Raw genomic sequence first — 25,053 nt, forward strand, 5'->3', positions numbered from 1 at the left:
TCCCAGGCTGCGGTGACGAGGTGGTCGGTACGGACGACCGGGAGGCCCGGCTCCATACGCGCGCATAGACTCGCGTCATGCGCGAACTCGGCTTCCTCACCTTCGTCCCGAACCACGGCGGCACTGCGGGTGCGGCGAGCGCCCTGCAGGACGGTCTCCGGCTGTTCGAGACGGCCGAGACCCTCGGCTACGGCACGGGCTGGGTCCGTGGCCGCCACTTCGAGCCCTTCCTGACGAGCCCGATGACGTTCTTCGCCGCCGCGGCCCAGCGCACCAGCTCCATCGCCTTCGGCACCGCGGTGCTCGGCATGCGCTACGAGGACCCGGTGCGCCTCGCCGAGGACGCCAGCACGGTCGACCTGCTGAGCGGCGGGCGGGTGCAGCTCGGCATCAGCACGGGCATCGCCGGGTACGGGCCGATCCTCGACCCGGTGTGCGGCGCCGTCGACCGCTCGTTCCGCGACGAGGCCGAAGCCCGGGCTGCCCGACTGCTCGAGGTGCTCGACGGCGACGCACTCGGCAGCGCCGGCTCTGGCTACGAGAGCATCCCGGCCGGTGCGGACCTGACCCTGCAGCCGCTCAGCCCCGGCCTGCGCGACCGCGTGTGGTGGGGCGGCGGCAGCATGGGCACGGCGGTGCGCACGGCCGAGAAGGGCCTGCTGCTGCACTGCTCGACCCTGAACACCGAGGACACCGGTGCACCCTTCGCCCAGTCGCAGGCCGCCCAGATCGCCGCGTACCGGGAGCGGTTCACCGAGCTGCACGGCGGGACCGGCCGTCCGTCGAAGGTCGCGGTGGGCCGCATCGTCGTGCCGTTGCTCGACGACCACGACCGCGCGGTCCACGAGGAGTTCCTGACCGGGTACGCCTCGGGCATGGACGACGAGGGCCGACCGCTCTCCGGCCCGCCGTTCCGGTTCAGCAAGGTCCTGTCCGGCGAGCCGGCCGCCATCGTCGACGCACTGCTCGCCGACCCCGCCGTCACCGCGACGGACGAACTCGTGATCACCCTGCCCGCGAACGGCGACGTGGCCGCTCACGAGCGGATCCTGCGCATCGTCGCCGAGGAGATCGCGCCAGCACTGCGGGCCTGAGAGCGGATCAGGACACCCGGCGGGGCTCAGATCGAGTCGGTGATGCTCGAGAGCCCTGCCGGATGACCATCTCGTCCCTGATCCGCACGGGATGGTGGGACCATCGTTCCACCTACCGAGCGGTTTGTCACACTGAGTTGCACCCTCAGGGCGAGAAAGTTGATCATCCGTCACCCGTTTTGCCCAGATCGCACGAAGTCCGTCAACCGGTTCGCCGAACCCCTTCCAGGACGGAAACACTCGGGACGAACGAATGCGCCCCCGCGCGGACGCGGGGACGCATTCTGGACGCACCGGGGAAGCTGGGGCATCGTCAGCCGGATCAGGAGGCTGAGTCGCACAACCAGCGACCCCGTAGTCGGTGCGTGCGCCGACGGTAACCAGCCGACTGGCGCACATCGATGTTACTCAACAGGCGTCGCCGGTGCGCGGAAACCGGACGAACTGGTCAGACCAGTTCGAGGGCCGCGCTCCCGGACTCGTCGGTGACCGAGGCTCCGACGTGCAGCGTGAAGGCGCCGGGCTCGTACTGCCAGGCTCCGTCCCAGTGCGCGAACGCCCGGGCCGGCACCTCGATCGAGACCTCGGTCGACTCCCCCGCGCCGAGGCGGACCGGGGCGAACCCGACGAGCCAGCGCGCCGGACGGTCCACCGCCGACGACTCCCGCGAGGCGTAGACCTGCACGACGTGCTTGCCGGCGCGCGGTCCGGTGTTGGCGACCGTCGCCGTGACGATGACCGCGTCGCCCTCGGAAACGGTCGGCGTCGCGACCACGCCGTCGACGGTCCACGTGGTGTAGCCGAGGCCGTGCCCGAACGGGTACGCCGGCGTGGTGCCGGCACGGAGCCAGGCGCGGTACCCGATGTGGACGCCCTCGTCGTACGACACCTTGCCGTCGACGGGGGTGACGTCCAGCACGGGCACGTCCGCCATCACGACCGGCCAGGTGGTGGGCAGACGGCCGCCGGGCTCCTGCGCGCCGGTCAGCACGTCGGCGAGCGCGTTGCCGTACTCCTGGCCACCGAACCAGGTGAGCAGGACCGCGGCGACGTCGTTCCGCCACGGCATCTCCACGGGCGAGCCGGCGTTCACGACGACGACCGTGTTCGGGTTCGCCGCCACGACCGCACGCACCAGGTCGTCCTGGTGCCCTGGCAGCGCGAGCGACGAGCGGTCGTACCCCTCGGACTCGACCTTCGAGTTCGTGCCGACGACCACCACGGCGACGTCAGCCGTGCGGGCAGCCTCGACGGCGGCATCGATGAGCACCGACGGGTCCTCGTCGGACGGCTCGGTGCCGAACTGGTACGCGAGCACCCCGCCGAGGGTCTCGTCCTGGATGACGTCGTACTCGATGCGGATCGCGACCTGCTGCCCCGAGGTCACCGACACGGGCACCGAGCGCGCCGGCGGGTTGAGGAACGCCGCGCCGAGCTGGTCGCCCTCGAACGGCACGTCCTCATCGAGCACGAGCTCCCCGTCGATCCACATCCGCGACCGGCCGGCCGCCCCGATGCCGATCCGCACGGTGCCGGTGGACGGCGCGGTGTAGGTCGTGGTGATGTCGAGCCGGTCGGCCTCGCGTGTGGGGGCGTCGCCGCCGAACCAGAACAGTGCCGTGGCGCGGCGGTCCTCGACGTACAGTTCCTGGTCGTCCTTGACGAAGGCGACGCGGGCGCCGGGCTCGCCGGTGCCGGGGTTCGTGATGGTGGACAGCGGGAACTCCGCGATGCCCTCCTGCACGACGGCACCGATCGCGTAGTCGACCGTGGCGCCCGGGAACGCTGCACGGATGCCGTCCAGCGGCGAGACCACCTGCGACGGCACGACCGTGGCCGAGCCACCGCCCTGCGTGCGGGCCTGGTCGGCGTTGTGGCCGATGACGGCGATGCGGGAGACGGCGGGCGCGTCGAGCGGCAGCACGCCGGTGTTGCGGACGAGGACGGTGCCCTCGGCCTCGGCCTCGCGGACGAACGCGACGCCGTCCTCGACGTGCACCGGCTGCGCGGCCACGGGGTCGAAGCCCTCGAGTGCGCCGACGCGGGCGGCCAGGGTCAGGATGCGGCGGACCTTGCGGTCGATCGCCTCGATCGGCACGGCACCGGACTGCACGGCGGCGAGCAGCGGGCCCTCGCTCCACCACTGGTTCGGCCCGGGCATCGCGACGTCCTGCGACGCCTTCGCCGAGTCGACCGAGCGCACGCCGGTCCAGTCGGACACGACGATGCCGTCGAAGCCCCACTCCGAGTTCAAGGGGGTCTCGAGCAGGTCGTGCTCCGACGCGGTGACGCCGTTGATCGAGTTGTACGACGACATGATCGCCCAGGCGTGCGCCTCGGTCACGGCCTTCTCGAACGCGAGCAGGTACAGCTCGCGCAGCGCACGGTCGGAGACCTCGGTCGACGCGGTGAAGCGGTCGGTCTCGTAGTCGTTCGCGATGTAGTGCTTCGGGGTCGCGGCCACGCCGTTCTCCTGCACACCGTCGACGTACGACGCAGCCAGGTCACCGGTCAGGACCGGGTCCTCGCTGAACGCCTCGAAGTGCCGGCCGCCGAGCGGCGAGCGGTGCAGGTTGATGGTCGGGCCGAGGACGACGTCGACGCCCTTGCGGCGTGCCTCGACGGCTGCTGCGGCGCCGTAGCGCTTCGCGATCGCGCGGTCCCAGGACGCCGACAGCGCGGTCGCCGAGGGCAGGTTCAGCGACGGGTCGCGCTCGTCCCAGACCTCACCACGGACGCCCGAGGGGCCGTCCGACATCAGGATCCGGCGCAGCCCGATCTTCTCGATGGGCCAGGTGGTCCAGAAGTCGCGCCCCGTCAGGAGCTGCACCTTCTCGTCGGTGGTCAGTTGGTCGACGAGCGCGTCGATGCGCTCGGCCGTACTGGAGGCAGCGGTCACGTCGTTCACGGTAGTCACGATGGTCGGTCCTTTCGTTCAGAGCCTGGGGAAGCGTGGTCAGCGCACGCCGCGGATGCGGGACACCGAGACGATGCCGAGCAGTCCGACGACGGCGCCGGTGATGAAGAAGCCGCTGTACCCGCCGGTCAGGGCGATGACGCCCGGGGCCGCCGCGGGCACGATCGACTGGGGCAGGGCCTGCGCGATGTTGACGACGCCGAGGTCCTTCGCGTTGTCCTCGTCGGACGGCAGCACGTCGGTGATGAGCGCCAGGTCGACGGCGTAGAAGACGCCCATGCCGGCACCCATCACGAACTCGCCGACCAGGACCATGCCGAGCGACGGCGCGAGCGCGATGATCACGAGCCCGACCACGCCGACGATGCCCGCGATCGCGACGAACAGCTTGCGGCGGCCGAGCTTGTCCGACAGCCAGCCGGCGATGAGCGAGGTGAGCACGATGCCGACGACGTTCCACAGCGTTCCCTGGAACACCGCGTTCGCGACGTGGTCCGGGTCCACGCCGATGTCGTCCCGCAGGAAGTACGTCAGGTAGCTCACCGCGGTGTACTGCGCGGCGACCATCAGGAACCGGGTGAGCCAGGCCCAGCCGAGGTCCGGGTGCTTCACGGGGTTGAAGACGAACGAGCCGAAGACCTGCCCGACGCTGAGCTTCGACGTCGGCCGGTGGGTGAGCACGCGGTCGCGGAACACGAGCGCGTAGAGCACGACGACGATCGACCCGATCGCACCGGGGATGATCATCTGCGTCGCCGAGGTCGAGAAGAGCTGCACGAGGAACGTGCCGCCGACGAGCGCGAGGTTCTGGGCGAGCCCGAGCAGCGCCGCGACCCGGCCGCGCTGGGACCGCGTGACGTGGTCCGGCAGGACCGCGGTCATGGCGGCGATCGTGGCGTTGTAGGCGATCTGCGTGACGCCCCACGCGATCACCAGCACGACGGTCGAGGTGGTCGTCGCGACGACCACGAGGCCCGCGAAGCCGACCACGGTGCCACCGATGATCCACGGACGACGCATGCCGAGCCTCCCGGCAGTCCGATCGCTGAAGCGACCGGCCAGGGGGTTGGCGACCATCGCGGCGAACGCGCCGACACCGAGTGCCAGGCCGAGCACGCCCGCTTGGTTGTCCGGCGCGATCTCGGCGACCTTGAGCGCCATGGCGACCAGCACCGGCGGCAGCAGCGCGATGTACAGGCCGAGCATCGCGATCGGCATGCCGAGCGTGTACATGAGCGGGGCACCTCGGCCGCGCGTGGGTGCGACTGCGGTCGGGGTGTCGTTGACGGTCAGGGCGTCGTTGGCCACTGCAACCTCTTCTCGGGGACGCCACCTGCACCGGTGACTCGCACGCCTTCGTCGGCGGCTCCGCCCACGGTAACACCAAAACCAAGTGCGGCTAGGTTTTCTGTGTGCACTCCGAGCGGTACAGTCCTGCCATGGCACGACGGGGTTCGTACGCGAAGGGCATCGCGAAGCGCGAGGAGATCCTCACGGTCGCGCTCGACCTCGTCGCCTCGCAGGGGTTCCGCCGCACCAGCATCAAGGACATCGCCGACGCCGTCGGGCTGACCCAGGCCGGCCTGCTGCACTACTTCGACTCCAAGGACGAGCTCTGGGTCGAGATCCTGCGACGACGCGACGAGATGGACCTGCAGCACGACTGGCAGGCACCGGACCCGGCCGCCCTGCTCGCCGCGATCGTCCGGCACAACGCCGAGGTCCCGGGCCTGGTGCAGATGTTCGTCAACCTCTCCGCCGCCGCTGCGACCGACCCCGAGCACCCCGCGCACGCGTACTTCCAGGAGCGCTACGAGCGCAGTCGTCGCGACCTGTCCGCCGACTTCCGCACCATGCAGCAGGACGGACGGCTCCGCGCCGACGTCGATGCCGAGGAACTGACGAGCGTGCTGCTCGCGGTGTCCGACGGCATGCAGATCCAGTGGCTGTTCGACCCGTCGCGGGACATGGCACAACACGTCGAGCTCGTCGCCCGGCTCGCGATCGCCCAGGTCGCCCCCACCGCCTGACGCTCCCCGCCGGACAGCGGGGTACGGACAGGGCCTGGTCGGGTCAGGCGGTGCCGGGCAGGATGGGGCGTGCCCGGAGGGCGACCCGACGAGGATGTGGAGTGACGCGATGACGCGTGTAGTGGTGACCGGCGGCAGCGGCAAGCTCGGACGAGCGGTGGTGCGCGACCTCGATGCGCACGGGTACGACGTGGTGCTGCTCGACCGCGTTCCCTCGCCCGACCAGCCCGAGGGCGTGCAGTTCGTCCGGATCGACCTGACCGACTACGGCCAGGTCCTGAACGCCCTGCTCGGCATCGACGACCGGTACGACCACGTGGACGCCGTCGTGCACCTCGCGGCCGTGCCCGCACCGGGGCAGGTCCCCGACGTGGCGCTCATCACGAACAACGTGACGGCGTCGATCAACGTCTTCCACGCAGCACGCGCCGCGAAGGTCAAGAACCTGGTGTGGGCGTCGAGCGAGACCCTGCTCGGCATCCCGATGGGCGAGCACCACCCGCCCTACCTGCCCGTCGACGAGGAGTTCGCGGTCCGCCCGCAGTCGTCGTACTCGCTCGGCAAGGCCGTCGAAGAGGAGATGGCCCGCCACTTCACCCGCTGGGACCCGGAGCTGAAGATGATCGGCCTGCGGTTCTCGAACGTGATGGACGAGACCGACTACCCCGCGTTCCCGTGGGACGCCACCCCCGAGGCGAAGACCTTCAACCTGTGGTCCTACATCGACTCGCGTGACGGCGCCCAGGCGGTCCGCAGGGCCGTCGAGGCCGAGCTCACCGGGTTCGAGGCGTTCGTCATCGCGAGTCCCGACACCGTGATGGACACCCCGACGATCGAGCTCGTCGAGCGCTACGTGCCCGACATCGAGCGTCGCGCGGACATCGACGGCGTCAGCTCGCTGCTGTCGTCCGAGAAGGCCCGCGAGCTGCTCGGCTACGCTCCCGAGCACAGCTGGCGCGACGGGCGCTGACAGCGCCCGTGCCGTCCGTTCGCTAGGCCGGCAGCAGCAGCCCGTCGAGCACCAGGTCGCGCGCCGCCGGCAACAGGTCGGCGGCGAGCACCTGTTCGTCGACGCCCGTGATCTGCGCGAGCGCGCCGACGATCGCCGCCACGGACAGGTCGCCGTCACACGCTCCGACGAACGCGGCGAGCGCGGTGTCCGCGTCCACCCGCCGTCCGAGTCCGCCGCCCTGCACGAGCGTCATCACCGTCGGGTCGTCGTTGCCCGGCCAGTAGTAGCGCTCCTCGGTGACGTCGCCCGCCACCGTCAGGTGCGCCGTGGCGAGCGCGGCGTCGTCGTTGGCGGCCAGCCACGCGGCCGCGTCGAGGACGCGAGCGACGGTGGCGCCGAGCCCGGCGGGGTTGGAGCCGAGCGTCTCGGGGACGCGCTCGAACCGGCGGAGGCTCGCCGTTCCTCCTGGCAGGGCTCGACGCACCACGACGTACCCGAAGCCGACGCCGGTGACGCGGCGGTCCGCGAAGTCGTCGAGCCAGGCGCCCATCAGCGTGTCGAACGCGGGCGTCCCGGGCTTGGTGCCGCCGTCGCGGATCCAGGTCTCGGCGTACGACGTGGGGTCCTGGCGCTCGCGCTCGATGACCCACGCGTCGAGGTCGGTGTCCGCGAACCAGCTGCGCACGCGGTCGAGGCCGTCGACGCCCCAGTGGTACTCCCAGTTGCCGAGCAGCTGCGCGGTCCCACCGGGCTCGAGGTGCTCGGACAGGCCGCGGAGCACGGTCTCGACGAGCGCGTCGCCGACCATGCCGCCGTCGCGGTACTCGTACGAGGGGACGCCCGGCCGGCGGGGTGTGATGACGAACGGCGGGTTCGACACGATGCGGTCGAACCGCTCCCCCGTGACGGGCTCGAAGAGCGAGCCGTACCGGAAGTCGATCCCGTCGATGCCGTTGAACTCCGCGTTGAAGCGGGCGATGTCGAGGGCGCGGCGCGAGATGTCGGTGGCGACCACGTGCTCGGCGAAGCGCCGGGCGTGCATGGCCTGGATCCCGCAGCCGGTACCGAGGTCCAGGACCGTGCGGACGGGGACGGGCACCTGCAGACCGCTCAGCGTGGTGGTGGCGCCGCCGATGCCGAGGACGTGCTCCTCGCTGATCGCGTGGCCGAGGGCGAGCTCGCCGAGGTCCGAGACGATCCACCAGGTGCCGGCACCGAGGTCGTCGACGAAGGCGTAGGGACGCAGGTCCACCGTCGGCTCAACGACCGCGGCGTCGGTGTCGGTGTCGGTGTCAGTGCCACAGACCCGCAGCAGGCCTGCCGCGACCACGGCGTCGAGCCCGGCGGTCGGGAACGCGGCTGCGGCGTCCGCGCGGGACGTCGGCAGGCCGAGCACGAACAGGGTGGCGAGGGTGCCGAGCGGGGATGTCTCACGAGCAGCCAGGGCACGGAGGGCCGCCACTCGCGAGCCCCGGTGCAGCGATGCGGCCGCTTCGGTCCCCAGAGTGCGTCGACCCGGTCGACGGTGAAGCCTGCGGCGTCGAGGTCCGCGGCGAGCGCCGTCGTCACGACCGGGTCAGCACCGATGTCGGGGAGCGTGTGCACTGCCACCCCGGCGCCGGCGTCGGCACCCGCGCCGGGCACCGCGCTCACGACTCGATCCCGTCGCGGAGCAGGGCCGCGGGCACCTGCCAGTCGAGCACCAGGTCGAGCAGCCCCGGGAACCGCTGCTGCACGTCCTCGATGCGGACGCGGCTGATGCGGGTCAGGCCCTCGAGGTGCTGTTCGAGCAGTCCGGCCTCGCGCAGGACCCGGAAGTGGTGGGTGAGCGTGGACTTCGGTCGGTCGATCCCGACCCAGCCGCAGCTCCGTTCACCACCGGCGGCGTCGACGAGGTAGCGGTGCAGGATCGCCAACCGGATCGGGTCGCTCAGGGCGTCCAGGACGACGGGGAGGTCCATCTCGGCCACGGTCGGCTGGGGCAGCCGCTCGGGGGCATCGACGTGCGCGGGCATGGACGGGACGCTACCACCGTTCGGCTTGCTGTACGACTTGCGTCGTACAGCGGACTGCGGTACGAATGCAGTCGTACAACGGACCATCGGAAGGATGCTCATGCAGCAGTCAGCTCGCTCGGTCGCCGGGTTCTGGATCCTCGCGGCGATGCTCCTGGTGTCGGTCGCGTCGTCCGCGGTCCCCTCACCGATCTACCCGGTCTACGCCGCCGAGTGGCACCTCACGCCGCTCATGCTGACCGGCGTCTTCGCCATCTACGTCGCCGGGCTGCTCGCGAGCCTGCTGATCGCCGGGCGGCTGTCGGACCACGTCGGCCGCAAACCCGTGCTCGTCGCCGGAGGCCTGGGCGTCGCCCTGTCGCTCGGACTGTTCGCGGTCGCGGACGGCGTCGGTGCGCTCATCGTCGACCGCATCGTGCAGGGCGTCTCCGTCGGGCTCCTGATCGGTGCGCTCGGGGCGGCCCTCATCGACAACTCACTCGATCGGCACCCGACGCTGGCCGGCGTGCTGAACGGCGTCATCCCGCCGATCGCGCTGGCCACCGGTGCGATGTCGAGCGGCGCGCTCGTGCAGTGGGGTCCGGCGCCGGAGCAGCTCGTCTACCTGGTCTTCGGAGCGCTGCTCGTGCTCCTCGTGCTGGCGCTGTTCGTGGTCCCCGAGCAGGTCCAACGGCGCCCCGGAGCGCTCCGTTCGCTGCGGCCGACGATCAGCGTGCCGCGGAGCTCACGTCGGCTGTTCCGCGGGGTCGTCGGCTCACTCGTCGCCAGCTGGGCCCTCGGCGGCATGTTCCTCTCGCTCGTCCCCTCGGCCCTCGGTGCGGTGTTCGGCATCACGAACCACTTCGCGGCCGGCGCACTCATCGCCGTCGTCACGGGCGTCGGTGCGCTGACCGGGCTCGCGACACAGCGGATGGACGCTCGTCGCGCCGTGCTCGTCGGGCTCGTCGCCCTGGTGCTCGGCCCGATCGTGACCGTGGCGTTCGTGATGGCCCACTCCCTGCCCGGCCTCGTCGTCGGCAGTGCGATCGCTGGCATCGGCTTCGGCGCCGGGTTCCAGGCACCGCTGCGGATGCTGCTCGCGACCGCGGCACCGACCCACCGCGCCGGACTGCTCTCGACGATCTACGTCGTCAGCTACCTGGCGTTCGGGGTCCCCGCCGTCATCGGTGGGCTACTCGAACCGTCGATCGGACTCGTCCCCGTCATCGCCGGGTACGGCGGGTTCATCGTGCTCGCGGCAGTCGTCGCGCTCGTGCTGCAGCTGACGTCGAAGGACGCGGCCGCCGTCGAGGAGCAGGCCGCCGAGGTCATCGAGCACACCGCCACCGGCTCGATCCGCGTCGCAGCGGAGTAGGCGGCCGGCACCCGCTTGGTGCGAGGTTGACCACACGGTGCGAGGCCACAGCGCCGCACGGAGTGATCAACCTCGCACCAGCCGACGGCTAGTGCCCCGGGTGCGCCGAGTTCGCGCCGCGCGCCCGTCCACGAGCACGCACCCCGACGGTCCGAGCAGCACCCGTGTGGGCGGCGTCGACGTCGGCCTTGCCCCGGTCGGCAGCATCGCGCAGGCGCTTCGGTCCGTGCCGCTTGGCCCAGTCCCAGAAGCGGTGCAGCTGCGCCTTGAGCCACACGATGATCTTGTGGAAGAAGTGGAACTCGCTCGCCAGCACCGTGAGGCCGATGAACACCACGAGCCACCCCGGCCCGGGCAGCGGCACCAGGATGAGCCCGATGATGACGACCAGTCCGCCGACGATTCCGACGAGGACCTTGTAGAACAGGTGCAGGTGCGGCCTGGCGTGGATCCAGGTCCGCATGTCGTGGAACCACTGGAAGCGCTGACGCGGCGCACCGTCGGTCCGGCTCTCGCCGGGTCCGTCGTTCGCGTCGCCGTCCATGCCGAAAACGTAGGGCGTGCGGCTGGGAATCCGCGGCGCACGCGGTGGACGCGCGGTGCGCGTGACGGACGACGCGTGGCGGGGATGCGCCGTGCCTCCCGTCCGTCAGCGGGTGTCCGCCGGGAGGCCCGTCACGCGTGGGCGACGCACGTCGCGGCCCACGGGACGGCGGCCAATCGGGCCGCTGGGATCGGTTCCCCGCCGACCGCGCAGATCCCGTAGGTGCCGGCGTCGAGCCGCGCGAGCGCGGCGTCCACCTGCTCGATCCGCTGCCGGGCCGCGTCGCGGACGGCGCCGAGCGAGCCGCGCTCCCACGCGAGGGTCGCGCCCTCGGGGTCGTGCTCGTCGTCGGAGTTGGCGTCCTGGCGGGCGTCACTGACGTCGCGCATGCTCCGCTCGACGTCGGCGAGCAGCCGTTCGTTGCGAGCGCGTTCCGTGTCGAGCGCGGTGCGGGGGTCGTCCATGGCGGACACCGTAGTCGAGACGGAATGCCCGACTCTCCGGATGCGTTTGCATCGACATGATGAAGATCGGGTTCCTGTCGTTCGGACACTGGCGCGACGTGCCGGGGTCGAAGGTGCGCAGCGGGCGTGAGTCCCTGGTGCAGGCGATCGACCTCGCGGTCGCTGCTGAAGAGGCCGGCGTCGACGGCGCCTACTTCCGCGTGCACCACTTCGCACCGCAGCAGGCGGCACCGTTCCCCCTGCTGTCCGCGATCGCCGCGAAGACCAGCCGCATCGAGATCGGGACCGGCGTGATCGACATGCGCTACGAGAACCCGCTCTACATGGCCGAGGAGGCCGCGGCGACCGACCTGATCTCCGGCGGACGACTGCAGCTCGGCGTCTCCCGTGGCTCACCCGAGACCGCCCTCGCCGGTTACCAGCAGTTCGGCTACGTACCGGACGCGTCCGACGAGAACGGTGGCGACATGGCCCGCGCGCACACCAGCGTGTTCCGTCGCGCCGTCGCCGGCGAACCGATGGCCAACGCCAACCCGCAGATGACCGGCTCGGTCGGATCGCTGCCGATCTCCCCGCTCTCCGACTCGCTCGGCGACCGCATCTGGTGGGGCGCCGGCACACGAGCCACCGCCGAGTGGACCGCCGAGCAGGGCATGAACCTGATGTCGTCGACCCTGCTCACCGAGGACACCGGCGTGCCGTTCGACGAACTGCAGGCCGAACAGATCGAACGCTTCCGACGGGTCTGGGCCGAGTCGGGCTGGGACCGGACCCCTCGGGTGTCGGTCTCGCGGAGCATCATCCCGATCATCGACGACGAGTCGCGGCACTACTTCGGCGTGCGCGCACAAGTCGAGGGGCAGGACCAGGTCGGGCACCTCGACGGCGGGCTCGCACGCTTCGGCCGCTCGTACATCGGCTCGCCCGAGGACCTCGTCGCGGAGCTGGCGGCCGACCAGGCGGTCCGCGCTGCCGACACCGTGCTCGTCACGGTGCCGAACCAGCTCGGCGTCGACTTCAACGCGCGGCTGCTCGCCGCGGTGAAGGACGTGTTCACCGAGGTCGACGCGGCGCCCGTGCCGGCCTGATCTGCTCGGTCAGGCGCTGACGGTCGGCGGCGGCGTCTACGCAGGCGTCGGCGGCGCCGTCGCCGTCGCCGTCGGCGTCGTCGGCGTGGGCGTCTGCGCAGGCGTCGGCGTCGGCCAGATCAGCCGGAAGCGCTCGCAGACCACCGGCATGTCCGGTTCGAAGCCGCGCGGGCTCTCGGAGTGCGCGCGCCAGTACGCCTCGTGCACCGTCCGCCAGTGCTCGAGAGTCCGGTCGCCCTCGCCTTCGGCACGCGCATGCTCGGCCCCGACGGCGTCGAACGGGACGATCCGGACGTCCGTCGTCTCGATGACGGCCCGGGGAACACCGGCACCGTCGGTCACGATGCTGCGCTCACCGGTCGTGGGGAGCGGGTCACCCGTCGCCTCGTAGTCCCAGAGCGACGACGCTGTGCCGTCCTTGACCCCGCGGAGCACCAGGCCGAGCAGCTCGTCTGCCTGCGCCGGAGTGGCACCGAACGACCATGCCTCCGGCACCTCGGCCGGCAGTTCCGGAGCCTCGTCTCGCCGTGCGTTCCAGAAGCCGTCGAGGGTCGTGGTCACCAGCCGACCGTAGCGCACCGCCGGGTGTCCGCACTTGTGCCGACACCCGCCTTGGGACTGTGGCGGCGGGGCGGCATCCCCTACTTTCGAGGAGCACCGTCCCCCGCACCTCGAGGAGTCCCCGTGACACTGCCGGCCGCAGGCTGGTTCCCGGACCCGCAGGACGCCAGTCGTCTCCGCTGGTGGGACGGTCACACCTGGGGCGCCGCGACCCGTGTCCTGCCGAGTGCTCCGGAACCGGTCGTGCCGATCGTCGTCGCACCCGTGGGCCCAGCGTTCTCCGTGCACACGGCATCGATCCGGACCCGCGCGTGGGCATCCGGCGGCGGTCGCGATCGACGGCTGTGCGTGTTCACGGTGCTCGCGGTGCTGCTGGCCCTGACGTCGATCCTCATCAACCCGCTGGGTGCCTGCAGTGCGCTCGCTCTCGTGTGCGGGCTCGTCGGTGTCGTTCGCCCCGGCGCGACCGGTGGGTGGGCGGTCGCCGCGAGGAGCGCGTCCTCGAGCGCGGTGGTGGTGGCGGTCGCGACGGGCGCGGTGGCGGCGTCGGCCCAGTTCCACCTCTTCTGACCCGTCGGGGGCCGTCACCGTCCGACTTCGTGAGCAGAAATTGTCGGGTGCCGACCAGCGACCCGACCATTTCTGCTCACGAAGTGCACGCCCGCACCCGCCGAACGACGAGCCCTACCGCCGCGCCCGCGGATGCGCCGTCTGGTACACGTCCCGCAGCATGTCCGCCGTGACCATCGTGTAGATCTGGGTCGTCGCGACGCTCGCGTGCCCGAGCAACTCCTGCACCACGCGCACGTCGGCCCCGCCCTCGAGCAGGTGCGTCGCGAACGAGTGCCGGAACGTGTGCGGCGAGACGTGTGCCTCGAGTCCCGCCGCCTCGGCCGCCGACTGGATCACGAGCCACGCGCTCTGCCGTGACAGCCGAGCACCCCGCGCGCCGAGGAACAGTGCCGGCGTCGAGGCCCTCGTGCGGCGAACACCGGCCGCGCCCGCACCAGGTAGGCGTCGATCGCCGCCCGCGCGAAACTGCCGAGGGGCACGACCCGCTGCTTGTTCCCCTTGCCGGTGACCTTCACGACGGCGAGGCCATCGGCGTCGGGGGCCGAGTCATCGGACAGCGTGGTCACGTCGTCCACCGACAACCCCACCGCCTCGGAGATCCGCGCGCCGGTGGCGTAGAGCAGCTCGAGCAACGCCTTGTCCCGCAGCCGGACGGGGTCGTCGACACCGGAAGTGCCGTCTGCGGAGCCGCCCGCCGAGACCGCTCCGAGCAGGCGCTCCATGTCCTCCACCGAGATCGCCTTCGGCAGCCGCATCGGGGCCTTCGGTGGCCGGACGGCGGTGCCGGGGTCGAGCGGCAGCCAGCCCTCACCCGCCGCGAAGGCCGTGAACGAGCGCACTGAACTGAGCATCCGGGCGATCGACCTCGGTGCCAGCGGACCGTCCGGCTTCGTCGCCAGGTAGGTCACGAACTCCGAGACGTCTGCCCGAGCGAGCCGCCCGACGTCGTCGATCGCAGACGCCCCACCGGCCCGGTCGGCACCGTCGGAGTCGACCACCAGAGCCGTCGCCAGCCACGAGGCGAACACCGCCAGGTCACGCCGGTACGCCGACAGCGTGTGCTGCGACAGCCCGCGCTCGATCGCGACGTGCCGCAGGTACGTCTCCGTGGCACGGTCCAGCGGAATCACGACAGCAGGCGCACGGTCAGTGCAGTGCCTCGTCGGGGGCCCCGACCCGGTACCCGGTGAACGTCACGGTCAGGCCGGCACGCGTCGGAGCTGCGCACAGCAGTCCCGCCGACACGGCGGCATCGGGATCGAGGTACGCGACCCGCACCAGCCGGGGTTGCTCGTCCTCGGCCCAGGCCCGGATGGTCACGGCGTCGCCGTCGCGGCTGGCCCGGACCGTCACCACGCGTCCCGCCCACTCCGGCACGGGGGCCACCGACCAGTCCGAGACGTCACGGGTCACCACGGCGCCGAGCTGCGGCGTCCCGTCGGAGAACTCGACGCCGGCCTTGATCCAGTTCCGCTCGTCGACGCGCAGGAACACGCCGGCCTGGTCGAACTGCTCCGTGTAGTCGAGGACGAACGATGCCTCGATCGAGAACGACCCGTCGAGGGGCTGCACCAGCGCGTGCTCGGAGTCGTGGACGAACCCGTACGACGTGGTCCGCCAGGCGTCGCTGCCCCGGGCCGCCGTGACCCGCAGCACATCGCCGTCGAGCTCCACGGCCTCGGGCTCGTGCGTCCACGTCGCCGTGTCGACCAGTTCTCGCAGGCTCATGCGCGGCCTCGCTCGAGCGCATCCACCGCGAGCACGGCCACGACCAGCCCGGAGTTGTGCAGCCGACCATCGAGGATCGCCTCCACCAGCTCGGCCCGCGGCACCCACCGCTTCACGATGTCGGCTTCCTCAGCCTCGCGCTCGAACGCCGTCGTCGTGGGCCGCACGCCCCGGGCGCGGTAGACCTGCAGGAACTCGTTGCTCCCGCCGGACGACGTGTTGTACCGGACCAGCGGCTCCCAGGTGTCCGCTTCGAGGTCGGCCTCTTCTGCCAGCTCGGGCTGCGGCGACCCGGAGGTCCTCGCCCTCGACGTCGAGCAGCCCGGCCGGCAGCTCCCAGTCGCGCACCTGCACCGGGTGGCGGTACTGCTGGATCACGAGGACACGGCCCTCGTCGTCCTCGGCGTAGACCGCGACGGCACCGGTGTGGTCGATGTACTCCCGCACCATCGTCTCGTCGTGGTACGCGATCGCGTCACGACGCACGTCCCAGACGGCGCCTTCGTACACGACGGTGGACTCGGTGACCTCAAACGAGGCGGCTTCGTCAGCGATGGGTGCGTCAGTCACGGAACCATCCAAGCACGCGCCCCCGACGCGACCGCAGACGGACGGGAGGCGCGGTGCCAGCTGGCACCGTCCCTCCAGGCACGGCCGTCGCCCCGCTGGCGCGGTGCGCCGGTACCGGCTGGCGGGGCCCACCTCCCGTCCGATCGTGGCTGGGCTGCGCTTACGCGACCTGCTCCTCGTTCTGCGGGTCGAACAGGCTGGACGCCTCGTGGCGCTCGATCGCGGCTGCGACGAGCCCCGCGAAGAGCGGGTGCGCGTTCGTGGGACGTGAGCGCAGCTCCGGGTGCGCCTGCGTGGCGATGTAGAACGGGTGCACGTCGCGCGGCAGCTCGACGTACTCGACCAGGCTGCCGTCGGGCGACGTGCCCGAGAACACCAGGCCGGCGTCCGCGATCTGCTGCCGGTACGTGTTGTTGACCTCGTAGCGGTGACGGTGGCGCTCGGACGCCTCGGGCGCACCGTAGAGCGACTCGGCCAACGACCCGGAGCTGAACGTCGCCGGGTACAGGCCGAGGCGCATGGTGCCGCCCAGGTCGCCGCCGGCGATGATGTCCACCTGCTCCGCCATGGTCGCGATGACCGGCGTCGAGGTCTCCGGGTCGAACTCGGTGCTCGACGCGTCGGTCAGGCCGGCCTCGTGGCGGGCGTACTCGATGACCATGCACTGCAGGCCGAGGCACAGACCGAGCGTCGGGATGCCCTGCTCACGGGCGAAGCGCAGCGCGCCGAGCTTGCCCTCGATGCCGCGCACGCCGAACCCGCCGGGGATGCAGATGCCGTCGACGTCGCCGAGCTGCTTCGCAGCGCCCTCGGGCGTGGTGCAGTCGTCGGAGACGACCCACTTCAGCGTCACCTTCGCGTCGTGGGCGAAGCCGCCGGCACGGAGCGCCTCGGTGACCGACAGGTACGCGTCCGGCAGGTCGATGTACTTGCCGACCAGGGCGATCGTGACGTCCTTCTTCGGCTCGTGCACGGCACGGAGCACCGGGGTCCACGCGGTCCAGTCGACCGGGCCGGCCTCGAGCTTGAGCGCGTCGACGATGACCTGGTCGAGGCCCTGGTTGTTCAGCAGCGTCGGCAGGTCGTAGATCGACGGGACGTCCACGGCGTTCACCACGGCGTCCTCGTCGACGTCGCACATCAGGGCGATCTTCTTCTTGTTCGAATCCGACACCGGGCGGTCCGACCGCAGCACGAGCGCGTCGGGCTGGATGCCGATCGAGCGGAGCGCGGCGACCGAGTGCTGCGTCGGCTTCGTCTTCTGCTCACCCGAGGCGTTCATGAACGGCACGAGCGACACGTGCACGAAGAACACGTTGTTGCGGCCGAGCTCGTGGCGCACCTGGCGCGCCGACTCGATGAACGGCTGCGACTCGATGTCGCCGACGGTGCCGCCGACCTCGGTGATGATGACGTCGGGCTGCGGGTCGTTCTCCGCCTGCTCGCGCATCCGACGCTTGATCTCGTCGGTGATGTGCGGGATGACCTGCACGGTGTCACCGAGGTACTCGCCGCGACGCTCCTTGGCGATCACCGTCGAGTACACCTGGCCGGTCGTGACGTTCGCCGACTGCGCCAGGTTGATGTCGAGGAAGCGCTCGTAGTGCCCGATGTCGAGGTCCGTCTCCGCACCGTCGTCGGTCACGAAGACCTCGCCGTGCTGGAACGGATTCATGGTGCCCGGGTCCACGTTGAGGTACGGGTCGAGCTTCTGCATGACGACCTTGAGGCCGCGAGCCGTCAGGAGATTGCCGAGGCTGGCTGCCGTCAGGCCCTTGCCGAGAGATGACGACCCCGCCGGTCACGAAGATCTGCTTCGTCACCTTCGGGGTCGGGGTGTTTGCCTGGGTACCGCTGCTGAGAGTGTCCGCCACGGGATTCCATCGTACGTCAGAACTGCCGGGAGGCGCGACCTCGGTTCGCCGTGGGCGTTGCGCGGGGTGGGCGGCCGGGTCTTCGGGCCGTGCGCGCGGGCGTGCTTGCTTGCGTGCTTGCGGCCGCGTGGCAGGTCAGGCCGTCTGGCCGGCCACGTCGAGCAGTTCGCGGGCGTGTTCCACGCCGCTCGCGCTGTCGCCGAGCCCCGAGAGCAACCGCGCCATCTCCTGCAGGCGGTCCTCGCCCTCGAGCCGTCGCACACTCGACGAGGTCACGGCGCCGCTGGCGTCCTTCACCACGTTGAGGTGGTTGTTCGCGAACGCCGCGACCTGCGCCAGGTGCGTGACGACGATGACCTGCGTGCGCTCGGCGAGCCTCGCCAGCCGACGGCCGATCTCGATCGCCGCCGCACCGCCCACGCCGGCGTCGACCTCGTCGAAGACGAACGTCGGCACGGTCGTGCTGCCGGCCATCACGACCTCGATCGCGAGCATCACGCGCGAGAGCTCGCCGCCCGATGCCCCCTTGCCGATCGGTCGGGGTCGGTGCCGGAGTGCGGCTGCAGCAGGATCGACACCTGGTCGCGTCCGTGTCGGCGGTACTCGCCCGCGTCGGTGACCTCGACCACCAGGGTGGCGCCGGCCATCGCGAGCGTCTTCAGCTCGGTCGTGACGCGCTTCGCGAGGTCCGCTGCTGCCTTCGTACGGGCAGCTGTCAACGCGGCCGCTGCCGCCCCGAGGGCCTGCTCGTCCTGTTCGACGGACTGCTGGAGCGCCGCGATGCGGTCGTCGTCGCCGTCCAGCTCGAGCAGGCGGTCGCTCGCCCGCTGCCCGTAGTCGATGACGTCGTCGACGGTCTCGCCGTACTTGCGGGTGAGGCCGGCGAGCAGGGCGCGCCGTTCGTTGATGAGTTCGAGGTCGTGACCGGCCTCGGGCTCGAGCGAGCCGAGGTAGCTGGAGATGCTCGCCGAGGCCTCGGCCGCCTGGATGCCGAGCTCCGTGAGCTGTTCGAGCACGGGCTGCAGAGCGGCGTCGGAGTCGGCGACCCGCTCGACGGCGCGTCGGGCGGACTCGACCAGGCCGACGACGTCAGAGACCCCGTCGAGGGACTCGCTGGACAGGGCCTCGTGCGCCAGGGCCGCGGACAGCCGGAGTTCCTCGAGGTTGCCAAGCCGGTCGGCGCGCTCGGCGAGCTCGACGTCCTCGCCGGGCTGCGGGTCGGCCGCTTCGATCTCGTCCGAAGCAGCGCGGATCCGTTCGGCTTCGGCCACCCGCTCGTCGCGGTCGCGTGTCAGTGTCTCGAGTTCGCCCGTGTGCTGCTGCCACGCGTCGTACGCGGCGACGTACCGGTTCAGGGCCTTCTCGAGGGCCGCCCCACCGAAGCCGTCGAGCGCCGCACGCTGCGCGGTCGACGAGGTCAGTCGGATCTGGTCGGACTGGCCGTGCACCGTCACGAGCTGGTCAGCGAGTTCACCGAGCACCGCGACGGGAGCACTCCGGCCCCCGACCGTGGCTCGACTGCGGCCCTCGGCCGAGACCGTGCGCGTGAGGATCAGTTCGCCGTCCTCCACCGCGCCGCCGGCGTCCTCGACGCGGTCGGCGACGGCAGCGTGCTCGGGGACGTTCCAGCGGCCCTCGACCACGGCGCTCGAGGCACCACGGCGGACCGAGCCGGCGTCCGCCTGAGCACCGAGCAACAGCCCGAGGGCCGTGACGATCATGGTCTTGCCGGCACCGGTCTCGCCCGTGACGACGGTGAACCCCGGACCGAGTTCGAGCGTGGTCTCGCCGATGACCCCGAGGTCACGGATCGCGATCTCCTCGATCATCGGTGGTGCTCCTCGTCCTCGTCGGTCTGGGGCCCGCGCCAGCCGGTGACGGGGAGCCGGAACTTCGCGACGAGCCGATCGGTGAAGGGGGCGTCCTTGAGGCGCGCGACCCGCACGGGGTCGGGCGATCGACGGACCTCGACCCGAGCCCCCGGCGGCAGGTCGTGCGTCCGGCGGCCGTCGCACCACAGCACCCCGACACCGCTCGTGCGCCGCAGGACCTCGATCGCGAGCGTGCAGTCCGGGCCCACCACGATCGGGCGGGAGAACAGGGCGTGCGCGCTGAGCGGCACCATCAGCAGGGCGTCGACGTCCGGCCAGACGATCGGACCGCCGCCGGAGAACGAGTACGCCGTGGACCCGGTGGGCGTCGACACGACGACGCCGTCGCACCCGAACGAGGACAGCGGACGACCGTCGACCTCGGTCACCACCTCGAGCATGCGCTCGCGCGAGGCCTTCTCGATGGTGGCCTCGTTGAGCGCCCAACTCGAGTAGACGATCTGGTTGCCGACGACCACGTCGACCTGCAGGGTGACGCGCTCCTCGACGTGGTACTCACCCGACAGGGCGCGCTCGACGGTCTCGGCGAGGGCGTCCCGCTCGCTCTCCGCCAGGAAGCCCACGTGCCCGAGGTTCACGCCGACGATCGGTGCCCGCGTCTCGCGCACGAGTTCGGCCGCGCGCAGGATCGTGCCGTCGCCGCCGAGCACGATGACGATCTCGAGCTGGTCCGCCTGGACGTCGACGCCCAGGATGTCGACCTGCCCCACCGAGGCTTCGGCCCGCCGGATGTCGGCGTACTCGTCGAACGGCATCACCGGGATCAGACCGGCGGCGTGCAGGAGGTCGCAGACCTCGACCGCAGCGTCGATCGAGTCACGGCGACCCGTGTGGGAGACGAGCAGGATGTGCCGGTCGTCGCTCATGCGGTCCCCTCTGTGAGTTCGGTTGCCCGGACTCTCCATTCTGTCGGATTGCCACCGACACCACGCTGGAAGCGCGCGAGGTACTCGTGGTTCCCGTGCGTCCCGATGATCGGCGACGCCGCGAGCCCGGTGGTCCCGAAGCCCAGGTCCCACGCCGCCCACAGCACGTTCATCAGGGCGTCGTCGCGGAGTGCCGCATCGTGCACGATGCCCTCGCGCACCCCACCGCGGCCGACCTCGAACTGCGGCTTCACCAACAGGACGAAGTCGTCGGCGGGGACGGCCTCGGCCAGGGCGGGCAGCACGAGCCGGAGGGAGATGAAGGACAGGTCGCCGACCACCAGGGTCGTCTCGGCTGCAGCGCCGTCGAGCGCGAGGTAGTCCGACCGGGTCAGGCTGCGGGCGTTGGTGCCCTCGACCACTGCGACACGCTCGTCGACGGCGATCGTGGGGTGCAGTTGCCCGTGCCCGACGTCGAGCGCGATGACCCGGCGAGCACCTCGGGCCAGGAGCACCTGCGTGAAGCCACCCGTGCTCGCACCGACGTCGAGCACCACACGGCCGGACGGGTCCACGCCGAACGCATCGAGCGCCCCGACCAGCTTCTGGGCAGCGCGGGAGACCCACTCGTCGGCCGCGTCGACCACGATGTCGGCAGCCGGCGAGGTCGGGGCGGAGGGCTTCACGACAGGACGACCGTCGACCGTCACCCGGCCGTCCTGGATGAGCTTGGTGGCAGCGGTGCGCGAGCGCGCGAGGCCACGTGTCGCGAGCAGGGCGTCGAGGCGGACCGGGGTCGCGTCGGGCACGGCTCCGTCCGGTTCAGGCACTCGCGGTGCCGCCGCTCTCGAGCCGCGTGCGCAGCTCGTCGTGGAGTGCCGAGAACGCGTCTGCTCGTTCGACGAGCGGCAGGGTCTCGGCCGCCGAGGTGCGCGCGGCGAACTCGTCCTGCGGTTCCAGGTCGGCGGACGGCTGCTCGGGGTTCGGCACGTCCGACACGCTACTCGCCGCCGTAGAGCTGCGGGTCCACGTCAAGGCCGTAGATGGCCAGCCCGGACTCCCAGATCAGCGCTGCGCCGGCGCGGAGTCGATCGATGTCGCTGCCGGCGTCGAGGACCCGCACCACGTGCCCCCGCATCGCCACGGTGGCGCTGCCGACGGTGACGTACCGCGTGCCGTCGTCGTCCTGCCGACGGACGGTCACCGGGTAGGGCTCGGACAGACCACGGAGGTCCTCGAGCACGAACACCGGACGGGAACGCTGATCGGCAGCGAGCACCTGCTTCGCCTGGTCGATGCCGGTGAGCACGAGGACGCTCGGGATCCCGACGTCGTTCGCCCCCTTGATGTCGGTGTCGAGACGATCACCGATGAACAGTGTCTTCCCGCCGCCGAACCGCTCGACCGCGGCGTCGAAGATCGGGCGCTCCGGCTTGCCGGCGACCACGGGCATCCGCCCCACGGCCTGGTGGACTGCGGACACGAGCGTGCCGTTGCCGGGCGCGATGCCGCGCTCGACCGGGATCGACCAGTCCATGTTCGTGGCGACCCACGGGATCGCCGGGTCGGCCAACGCGAACGACGCCTCGGCCAGTTCCTTCCACCCGAGGTCCGGGGAGAAGCCCTGGATGACCGCGGCCGGGGAGTCCTCGGCGCTGGTCGTCACCGTGAAGCCGGCGGCCTCGACGATGCTCGACAGTCCCAGTCCGCCGGTGACGAGCACCGTCGCGCCGGCGGGCACCAGCGTCGACAGGAGCTGCACGCCGGCCTGCGACGACGTGACGACGTCGTCCTCGGACACCTCGAGCCCGTAGCGCTCGAGGTGTTCGGCGACGTCGATCGGTCGTCGGGACGCGTTGTTGGTGATGTACCCGACCCGTGCGGTCAGCGAGGCCCGTGTGAGCGCCTCGACCGCGTGCGGGATGGCGTTCCGCCCCCGGTAGACGACGCCGTCGAGGTCCGTCAGGACCACGTCGACGCCGTCCGTCGGAGCGGTCGGGACGTCAGTCGGCTGCGGAGCCGTCGACGTCGCGGGGGTTGTCGTCGTCGAGTTCGCCGGGCTCGTCGGCGTCGCCGGGTTCGCCGACGACGTCGGGCTCGGCGAGGGCTGGCTCGTCGTCGTCGAGGTCGGCGTCGTCGTCGAGCTGGTCGGTGTCGTCGAGCTCGCCGGCGTCTCCGTGTTCTTCGACCTCGAGCGTTTCCTCGACCACATCAACTGTCTCCCAAGCGTTCTCGTCGGCGGCTTCGGCGAGAGCCGTCGCCGCACGGTCGACACGGGCCCACCACTCGTCGGCCTCGTCTTGGCGGCCGAGCTCTTCGAGCGTGGCCGCGTAAGCACTGTAGAGCGCCGGTGACCACGTGTAGGCCGTGGACGGGTCCAGCTGTGGAATCTCCAGCTCGCCCAGGGCAGCTGTGGGGTTCCCGAGGTCGATGCGTGCGCCGGACATCGCGATCGCGAGTTCGACCTGCACCGCGGTGTCGAGCGCTGCACGTTCGACCGAGCGCCCGAGCTCGAGCGCACGTTCGGGGCGGCCGAGGCCTCGTTCGCAGTCCACCATCATCGGGAGCTGGTCGTTGCGGCCGGAGATGCGCCGGTAGGTACGGAGCTCGCGCAGCGCGGTCGCGAAGTCCCCCAGGCGGTACGCCGTGATCGCAGCGGTCTCGCGGACGACACCGACGCGACCGGCACGGCGGGCGGCGCTCAGGGCGTGCTCGTTCGCCAGGGCAGGGTCCTCGTCGACGAACAGCGCCGCGGCCACGAGGTGCCGGGCGACCCAGTCGGCGTTGTCCTTGCTGAGGGTCTTCAGCTCCATGCGCGCCGCGGGGTCGAGGTCGCGCGCATCGATCTCGTCGGGGATGTCCGGGTCGTCGTGACGCGGACGGATCGACTTCGTGCCGTACGGGTCGCGGTCTTCCCAGTCGTCGCGGGCTGCCTCGCCGAACCGTGCGCCGGCGTGACGCGTCCCGTCGCCGAACCGGCGTCGATCGTCGCCGCCGTCCTGACGAGGGCGGTCGCCGCCGCGGGCCGGACGGTCCGAAGCGCCCCGGAAGGACGGTCGGTCACCGTCACGACGCGGACGGTCGCCGTCGCGGGCCGGACGGTCGCCGTCACGCGCCGGACGGTCGGCGCCGCCGCGGTACGCGGGACGGTCAGAGCCGCCGCGGTACGCGGGACGGTCGCCGTCACGACGCGGACGGTCCGATGAACCACCACCGTACGACGGACGGTCCCCGTCACGCGCCGGGCGGTCAGAGCCGCTGCGGTACGGGCGGTCTCCATCGCGAGCCGGACGGTCGGACCCACCGCGGTACGCGGGGCGGTCGCCATCACGACGGGGACGATCCGGACCACCCTGGTAGGGGCGGTCGCCATCACGACGGGGACGATCCGAACCACCGCGATAGGCGGGACGGTCGCCGTCACGGGCGGGACGATCCGAACCACCGCGGTAGGCGGGACGGTCGCCGTCACGGGCGGGACGATCGGAGCCGCCACGGTACGCGGGACGGTCGCCGTCACGGGCGGGACGATCGGAGCCGCCACGGTACGCGGGACGGTCGCCGTCACGGGCGGGACGATCGGAGCCGCCACGGTACGCGGGACGGTCACCATCACGACGCGGACGATCCGAACCACCACGGTAGGCGGGACGATCTCCATCACGCGCGGGGCGGTCCGACCGGAACGGACGGTCCCCGTCGCGGCGCGGACGCTCAGCACCGCGGGGGCCGTCGCCGCGCGGCGGGCGGCCGGAGTCGCCGCGATCGCTCCGCCACGACGGACGATCATCACGGTCTCCGGAACGGAACGGACGGTCGCCACCGCTCCGCGGCGCACTGTCGCGACGTGCAGCGCCGTCGCGGAACGGACGGTCGGAGCGCTCAGGACGGTCGCGGCGGTCGCCCTCGCGGCGTTCGAAGTCACGTGGACCGGACGACCAACGGCCTCCGCTCGCAGCGTCTCCGCGCGGACCTCCGTCGCGTCGAGGGGCTCGGTCGTCCCGTCGGGGTCGGTCTCCCCGGTCGCCGTCGTTCCGCCGCTCGTCGTCGTTCGCCACCGTTGCTCCTCATCGCGTGCCCGAGCCGAAGGCCGGGCGTTCGTCCGCTGTGTCGTTGTGTTGGGTGCCGCGTCGGTCGGACCGACGTTCGACCCCCAGTTCATCACGAACCGGAGCCGACGTCGAGCAACGAGCGGCAAAACAGAAATGGCCACCGGCCACCAGCGTGAACGAGGGTCTCCCTGCAAATTCACGATGGAGGGCCGATGGCCACATCTTGTTACGTTAAGTCCGGCGGCGTCCTACTCTCCCACAAGGTCCCCCTTGCAGTACCATCGGCGCTGAGAGGCTTAGCTTCCGGGTTCGGAATGTGACCGGGCGTTTCCCTCTCGCTATGACCACCGGAACACTTTCGACCATGATCTGGTCTCAAACATGTTCCGGCTGCTGCCCACGAATGGGCAGAGCGGTGTATTCAGTTTGATTCCCGATCGTCTGTCGGGAACCACAAAGTGGACGCGAGCCCGTGCAAC

At 71.3% G+C, this 25,053-nt stretch carries 22 protein-coding genes, 1 rRNA gene and 3 pseudogenes; 6 read left to right on the forward strand and 20 right to left on the reverse strand.

The window, feature by feature from the left end; translation table 11 throughout:
• Nucleotides 1-77: 77 nt before the first annotated feature.
• Complete coding sequence (locus tag ACZZ0J_RS09695; RefSeq protein ID WP_463436533.1) at nucleotides 78-1,094, forward strand: LLM class flavin-dependent oxidoreductase; 1,017 nt, start codon at nucleotides 78-80, stop codon at nucleotides 1,092-1,094.
• Between the two features lie 448 nt (nucleotides 1,095-1,542).
• Here ACZZ0J_RS09695 and ACZZ0J_RS09700 read toward each other — a convergent pair whose 3' ends face one another.
• Both ACZZ0J_RS09700 and ACZZ0J_RS09705 read right to left on the reverse strand, forming a co-directional pair.
• Nucleotides 1,543-4,002: a glycoside hydrolase family 3 protein gene (locus ACZZ0J_RS09700; protein WP_463438171.1), complete on the reverse strand. Its 2,460-nt coding sequence runs from the start codon at nucleotides 4,000-4,002 to the stop codon at nucleotides 1,543-1,545.
• A 48-nt stretch (nucleotides 4,003-4,050) separates the two neighbouring features.
• Nucleotides 4,051-5,319, reverse strand: a complete 1,269-nt coding sequence (locus ACZZ0J_RS09705) for an MFS transporter (protein ID WP_463436535.1) — start codon at nucleotides 5,317-5,319, stop codon at nucleotides 4,051-4,053.
• A gap of 131 nt (nucleotides 5,320-5,450) precedes the next feature.
• Between ACZZ0J_RS09705 and ACZZ0J_RS09710 the strand changes: the two genes are divergently transcribed.
• Both ACZZ0J_RS09710 and ACZZ0J_RS09715 read left to right on the forward strand, forming a co-directional pair.
• The gene (locus ACZZ0J_RS09710) at nucleotides 5,451-6,041 is read left to right on the forward strand and encodes a TetR/AcrR family transcriptional regulator (protein WP_123294964.1); all 591 of its coding nucleotides are present in this window, start codon (nucleotides 5,451-5,453) and stop codon (nucleotides 6,039-6,041) included.
• Nucleotides 6,042-6,150: 109 nt separating this feature from the next.
• On the forward strand, nucleotides 6,151-7,011 hold the full coding sequence (locus ACZZ0J_RS09715; protein WP_463436537.1) for an NAD-dependent epimerase/dehydratase family protein: 861 nt from the start codon (nucleotides 6,151-6,153) through the stop codon (nucleotides 7,009-7,011).
• Nucleotides 7,012-7,033: 22 nt separating this feature from the next.
• Here the strand turns inward: ACZZ0J_RS09715 and ACZZ0J_RS09720 are convergent, their stop codons facing one another.
• Nucleotides 7,034-8,455, reverse strand: coding sequence for a methyltransferase (locus tag ACZZ0J_RS09720; protein ID WP_463436539.1), 1,422 nt, complete (start codon nucleotides 8,453-8,455; stop codon nucleotides 7,034-7,036).
• A 187-nt stretch (nucleotides 8,456-8,642) separates the two neighbouring features.
• Nucleotides 8,643-9,008 (reverse strand): ArsR/SmtB family transcription factor, encoded by a 366-nt coding sequence (locus ACZZ0J_RS09725; protein WP_123341244.1) that lies wholly within the window; start codon nucleotides 9,006-9,008, stop codon nucleotides 8,643-8,645.
• A 100-nt stretch (nucleotides 9,009-9,108) separates the two neighbouring features.
• Between ACZZ0J_RS09725 and ACZZ0J_RS09730 the strand changes: the two genes are divergently transcribed.
• Nucleotides 9,109-10,362, forward strand: coding sequence for an MFS transporter (locus ACZZ0J_RS09730; protein ID WP_463436542.1), 1,254 nt, complete (start codon nucleotides 9,109-9,111; stop codon nucleotides 10,360-10,362).
• An 88-nt stretch (nucleotides 10,363-10,450) separates the two neighbouring features.
• Here the strand turns inward: ACZZ0J_RS09730 and ACZZ0J_RS09735 are convergent, their stop codons facing one another.
• Both ACZZ0J_RS09735 and ACZZ0J_RS09740 read right to left on the reverse strand, forming a co-directional pair.
• A complete protein-coding gene (locus tag ACZZ0J_RS09735) occupies nucleotides 10,451-10,906 on the reverse strand; it encodes a TIGR02611 family protein (protein WP_243648858.1) in 456 nt (151 codons plus the stop codon).
• A 131-nt stretch (nucleotides 10,907-11,037) separates the two neighbouring features.
• Nucleotides 11,038-11,370, reverse strand: coding sequence for a TraR/DksA family transcriptional regulator (locus ACZZ0J_RS09740; RefSeq protein WP_194647032.1), 333 nt, complete (start codon nucleotides 11,368-11,370; stop codon nucleotides 11,038-11,040).
• A 56-nt stretch (nucleotides 11,371-11,426) separates the two neighbouring features.
• Between ACZZ0J_RS09740 and ACZZ0J_RS09745 the strand changes: the two genes are divergently transcribed.
• The gene (locus ACZZ0J_RS09745; protein ID WP_463436546.1) at nucleotides 11,427-12,458 is read left to right on the forward strand and encodes an LLM class flavin-dependent oxidoreductase; all 1,032 of its coding nucleotides are present in this window, start codon (nucleotides 11,427-11,429) and stop codon (nucleotides 12,456-12,458) included.
• A 36-nt stretch (nucleotides 12,459-12,494) separates the two neighbouring features.
• Here the strand turns inward: ACZZ0J_RS09745 and ACZZ0J_RS09750 are convergent, their stop codons facing one another.
• Nucleotides 12,495-13,019 (reverse strand): ASCH domain-containing protein, encoded by a 525-nt coding sequence (locus ACZZ0J_RS09750; protein ID WP_463436548.1) that lies wholly within the window; start codon nucleotides 13,017-13,019, stop codon nucleotides 12,495-12,497.
• A gap of 123 nt (nucleotides 13,020-13,142) precedes the next feature.
• Between ACZZ0J_RS09750 and ACZZ0J_RS09755 the strand changes: the two genes are divergently transcribed.
• Entirely contained in the window at nucleotides 13,143-13,589 is a 447-nt protein-coding gene (locus ACZZ0J_RS09755) for a DUF2510 domain-containing protein (protein WP_463436550.1), read from the forward strand.
• Nucleotides 13,590-13,703: 114 nt separating this feature from the next.
• Here the strand turns inward: ACZZ0J_RS09755 and ACZZ0J_RS09760 are convergent.
• The 13 genes and pseudogenes from ACZZ0J_RS09760 to rrf all read right to left on the reverse strand — a co-directional run bounded on the left by ACZZ0J_RS09760 (nucleotide 13,704) and on the right by rrf (nucleotide 24,926).
• Nucleotides 13,704-14,719 (reverse strand): annotated as a pseudogene (locus tag ACZZ0J_RS09760) (site-specific tyrosine recombinase XerD).
• 19 nt (nucleotides 14,720-14,738) lie between these two features.
• Entirely contained in the window at nucleotides 14,739-15,320 is a 582-nt protein-coding gene (locus ACZZ0J_RS09765; protein WP_194647035.1) for a DUF1349 domain-containing protein, read from the reverse strand.
• Entirely contained in the window at nucleotides 15,317-15,487 is a 171-nt protein-coding gene (locus tag ACZZ0J_RS09770) for a hypothetical protein (protein WP_463436553.1), read from the reverse strand. The genes ACZZ0J_RS09765 and ACZZ0J_RS09770 overlap by 4 nt, the downstream gene beginning before the upstream one ends.
• Entirely contained in the window at nucleotides 15,450-15,890 is a 441-nt protein-coding gene (locus ACZZ0J_RS09775; protein ID WP_463436555.1) for an NUDIX domain-containing protein, read from the reverse strand. The genes ACZZ0J_RS09770 and ACZZ0J_RS09775 overlap by 38 nt, the downstream gene beginning before the upstream one ends.
• A gap of 160 nt (nucleotides 15,891-16,050) precedes the next feature.
• Nucleotides 16,051-17,764: pseudogene (locus ACZZ0J_RS09780) on the reverse strand (CTP synthase).
• Between the two features lie 135 nt (nucleotides 17,765-17,899).
• Nucleotides 17,900-19,593: pseudogene (recN, locus tag ACZZ0J_RS09785) on the reverse strand (DNA repair protein RecN).
• Nucleotides 19,590-20,522, reverse strand: coding sequence for an NAD kinase (locus tag ACZZ0J_RS09790; protein WP_463436557.1), 933 nt, complete (start codon nucleotides 20,520-20,522; stop codon nucleotides 19,590-19,592). The pseudogene recN and the gene ACZZ0J_RS09790 overlap by 4 nt, the downstream one beginning before the upstream one ends.
• Complete coding sequence (locus ACZZ0J_RS09795; RefSeq protein ID WP_323749095.1) at nucleotides 20,519-21,331, reverse strand: TlyA family RNA methyltransferase; 813 nt, start codon at nucleotides 21,329-21,331, stop codon at nucleotides 20,519-20,521. The genes ACZZ0J_RS09790 and ACZZ0J_RS09795 overlap by 4 nt, the downstream gene beginning before the upstream one ends.
• Nucleotides 21,332-21,344: 13 nt before the next feature.
• The gene (locus ACZZ0J_RS09800) at nucleotides 21,345-21,512 is read right to left on the reverse strand and encodes a hypothetical protein (RefSeq protein WP_159572718.1); all 168 of its coding nucleotides are present in this window, start codon (nucleotides 21,510-21,512) and stop codon (nucleotides 21,345-21,347) included.
• 10 nt (nucleotides 21,513-21,522) lie between these two features.
• Entirely contained in the window at nucleotides 21,523-22,494 is a 972-nt protein-coding gene (locus ACZZ0J_RS09805) for an HAD-IIA family hydrolase (RefSeq protein WP_131922791.1), read from the reverse strand.
• A gap of 31 nt (nucleotides 22,495-22,525) precedes the next feature.
• A complete protein-coding gene (locus ACZZ0J_RS09810; RefSeq protein ID WP_132100937.1) occupies nucleotides 22,526-23,335 on the reverse strand; it encodes a tetratricopeptide repeat protein in 810 nt (269 codons plus the stop codon).
• Nucleotides 23,326-24,447, reverse strand: a complete 1,122-nt coding sequence (locus ACZZ0J_RS09815) for a hypothetical protein (RefSeq protein ID WP_463436564.1) — start codon at nucleotides 24,445-24,447, stop codon at nucleotides 23,326-23,328. The genes ACZZ0J_RS09810 and ACZZ0J_RS09815 overlap by 10 nt, the downstream gene beginning before the upstream one ends.
• Before the next feature lie 362 nt (nucleotides 24,448-24,809).
• Nucleotides 24,810-24,926, reverse strand: a 5S ribosomal RNA gene (gene rrf / locus ACZZ0J_RS09820).
• Between the last annotated feature and the right edge of the window lie 127 nt (nucleotides 24,927-25,053).

The organism is Curtobacterium sp. AC272 (genome assembly GCF_979258155.1).

Excerpts from the sequence above, each read along its gene's own strand:
- ACZZ0J_RS09695 (WP_463436533.1), top strand. The coding sequence starts at position 78 with ATGCGCGAACTCGGCTTCCTCACCTTCGTCCCGAACCACGGCGGCACT.
- ACZZ0J_RS09710 (WP_123294964.1), top strand. The coding sequence starts at position 5,451 with ATGGCACGACGGGGTTCGTACGCGAAGGGCATCGCGAAGCGCGAGGAG.
- ACZZ0J_RS09715 (WP_463436537.1), top strand. The coding sequence starts at position 6,151 with ATGACGCGTGTAGTGGTGACCGGCGGCAGCGGCAAGCTCGGACGAGCG.
- ACZZ0J_RS09725 (WP_123341244.1), bottom strand. The coding sequence starts at position 9,008 with ATGCCCGCGCACGTCGATGCCCCCGAGCGGCTGCCCCAGCCGACCGTG.
- ACZZ0J_RS09730 (WP_463436542.1), top strand. The coding sequence starts at position 9,109 with ATGCAGCAGTCAGCTCGCTCGGTCGCCGGGTTCTGGATCCTCGCGGCG.
- ACZZ0J_RS09735 (WP_243648858.1), bottom strand. The coding sequence starts at position 10,906 with ATGGACGGCGACGCGAACGACGGACCCGGCGAGAGCCGGACCGACGGT.
- ACZZ0J_RS09740 (WP_194647032.1), bottom strand. The coding sequence starts at position 11,370 with ATGGACGACCCCCGCACCGCGCTCGACACGGAACGCGCTCGCAACGAA.
- ACZZ0J_RS09745 (WP_463436546.1), top strand. The coding sequence starts at position 11,427 with ATGATGAAGATCGGGTTCCTGTCGTTCGGACACTGGCGCGACGTGCCG.
- ACZZ0J_RS09765 (WP_194647035.1), bottom strand. The coding sequence starts at position 15,320 with ATGAGCCTGCGAGAACTGGTCGACACGGCGACGTGGACGCACGAGCCC.
- ACZZ0J_RS09790 (WP_463436557.1), bottom strand. The coding sequence starts at position 20,522 with ATGAGCGACGACCGGCACATCCTGCTCGTCTCCCACACGGGTCGCCGT.
- ACZZ0J_RS09810 (WP_132100937.1), bottom strand. The coding sequence starts at position 23,335 with ATGGAGCTGAAGACCCTCAGCAAGGACAACGCCGACTGGGTCGCCCGG.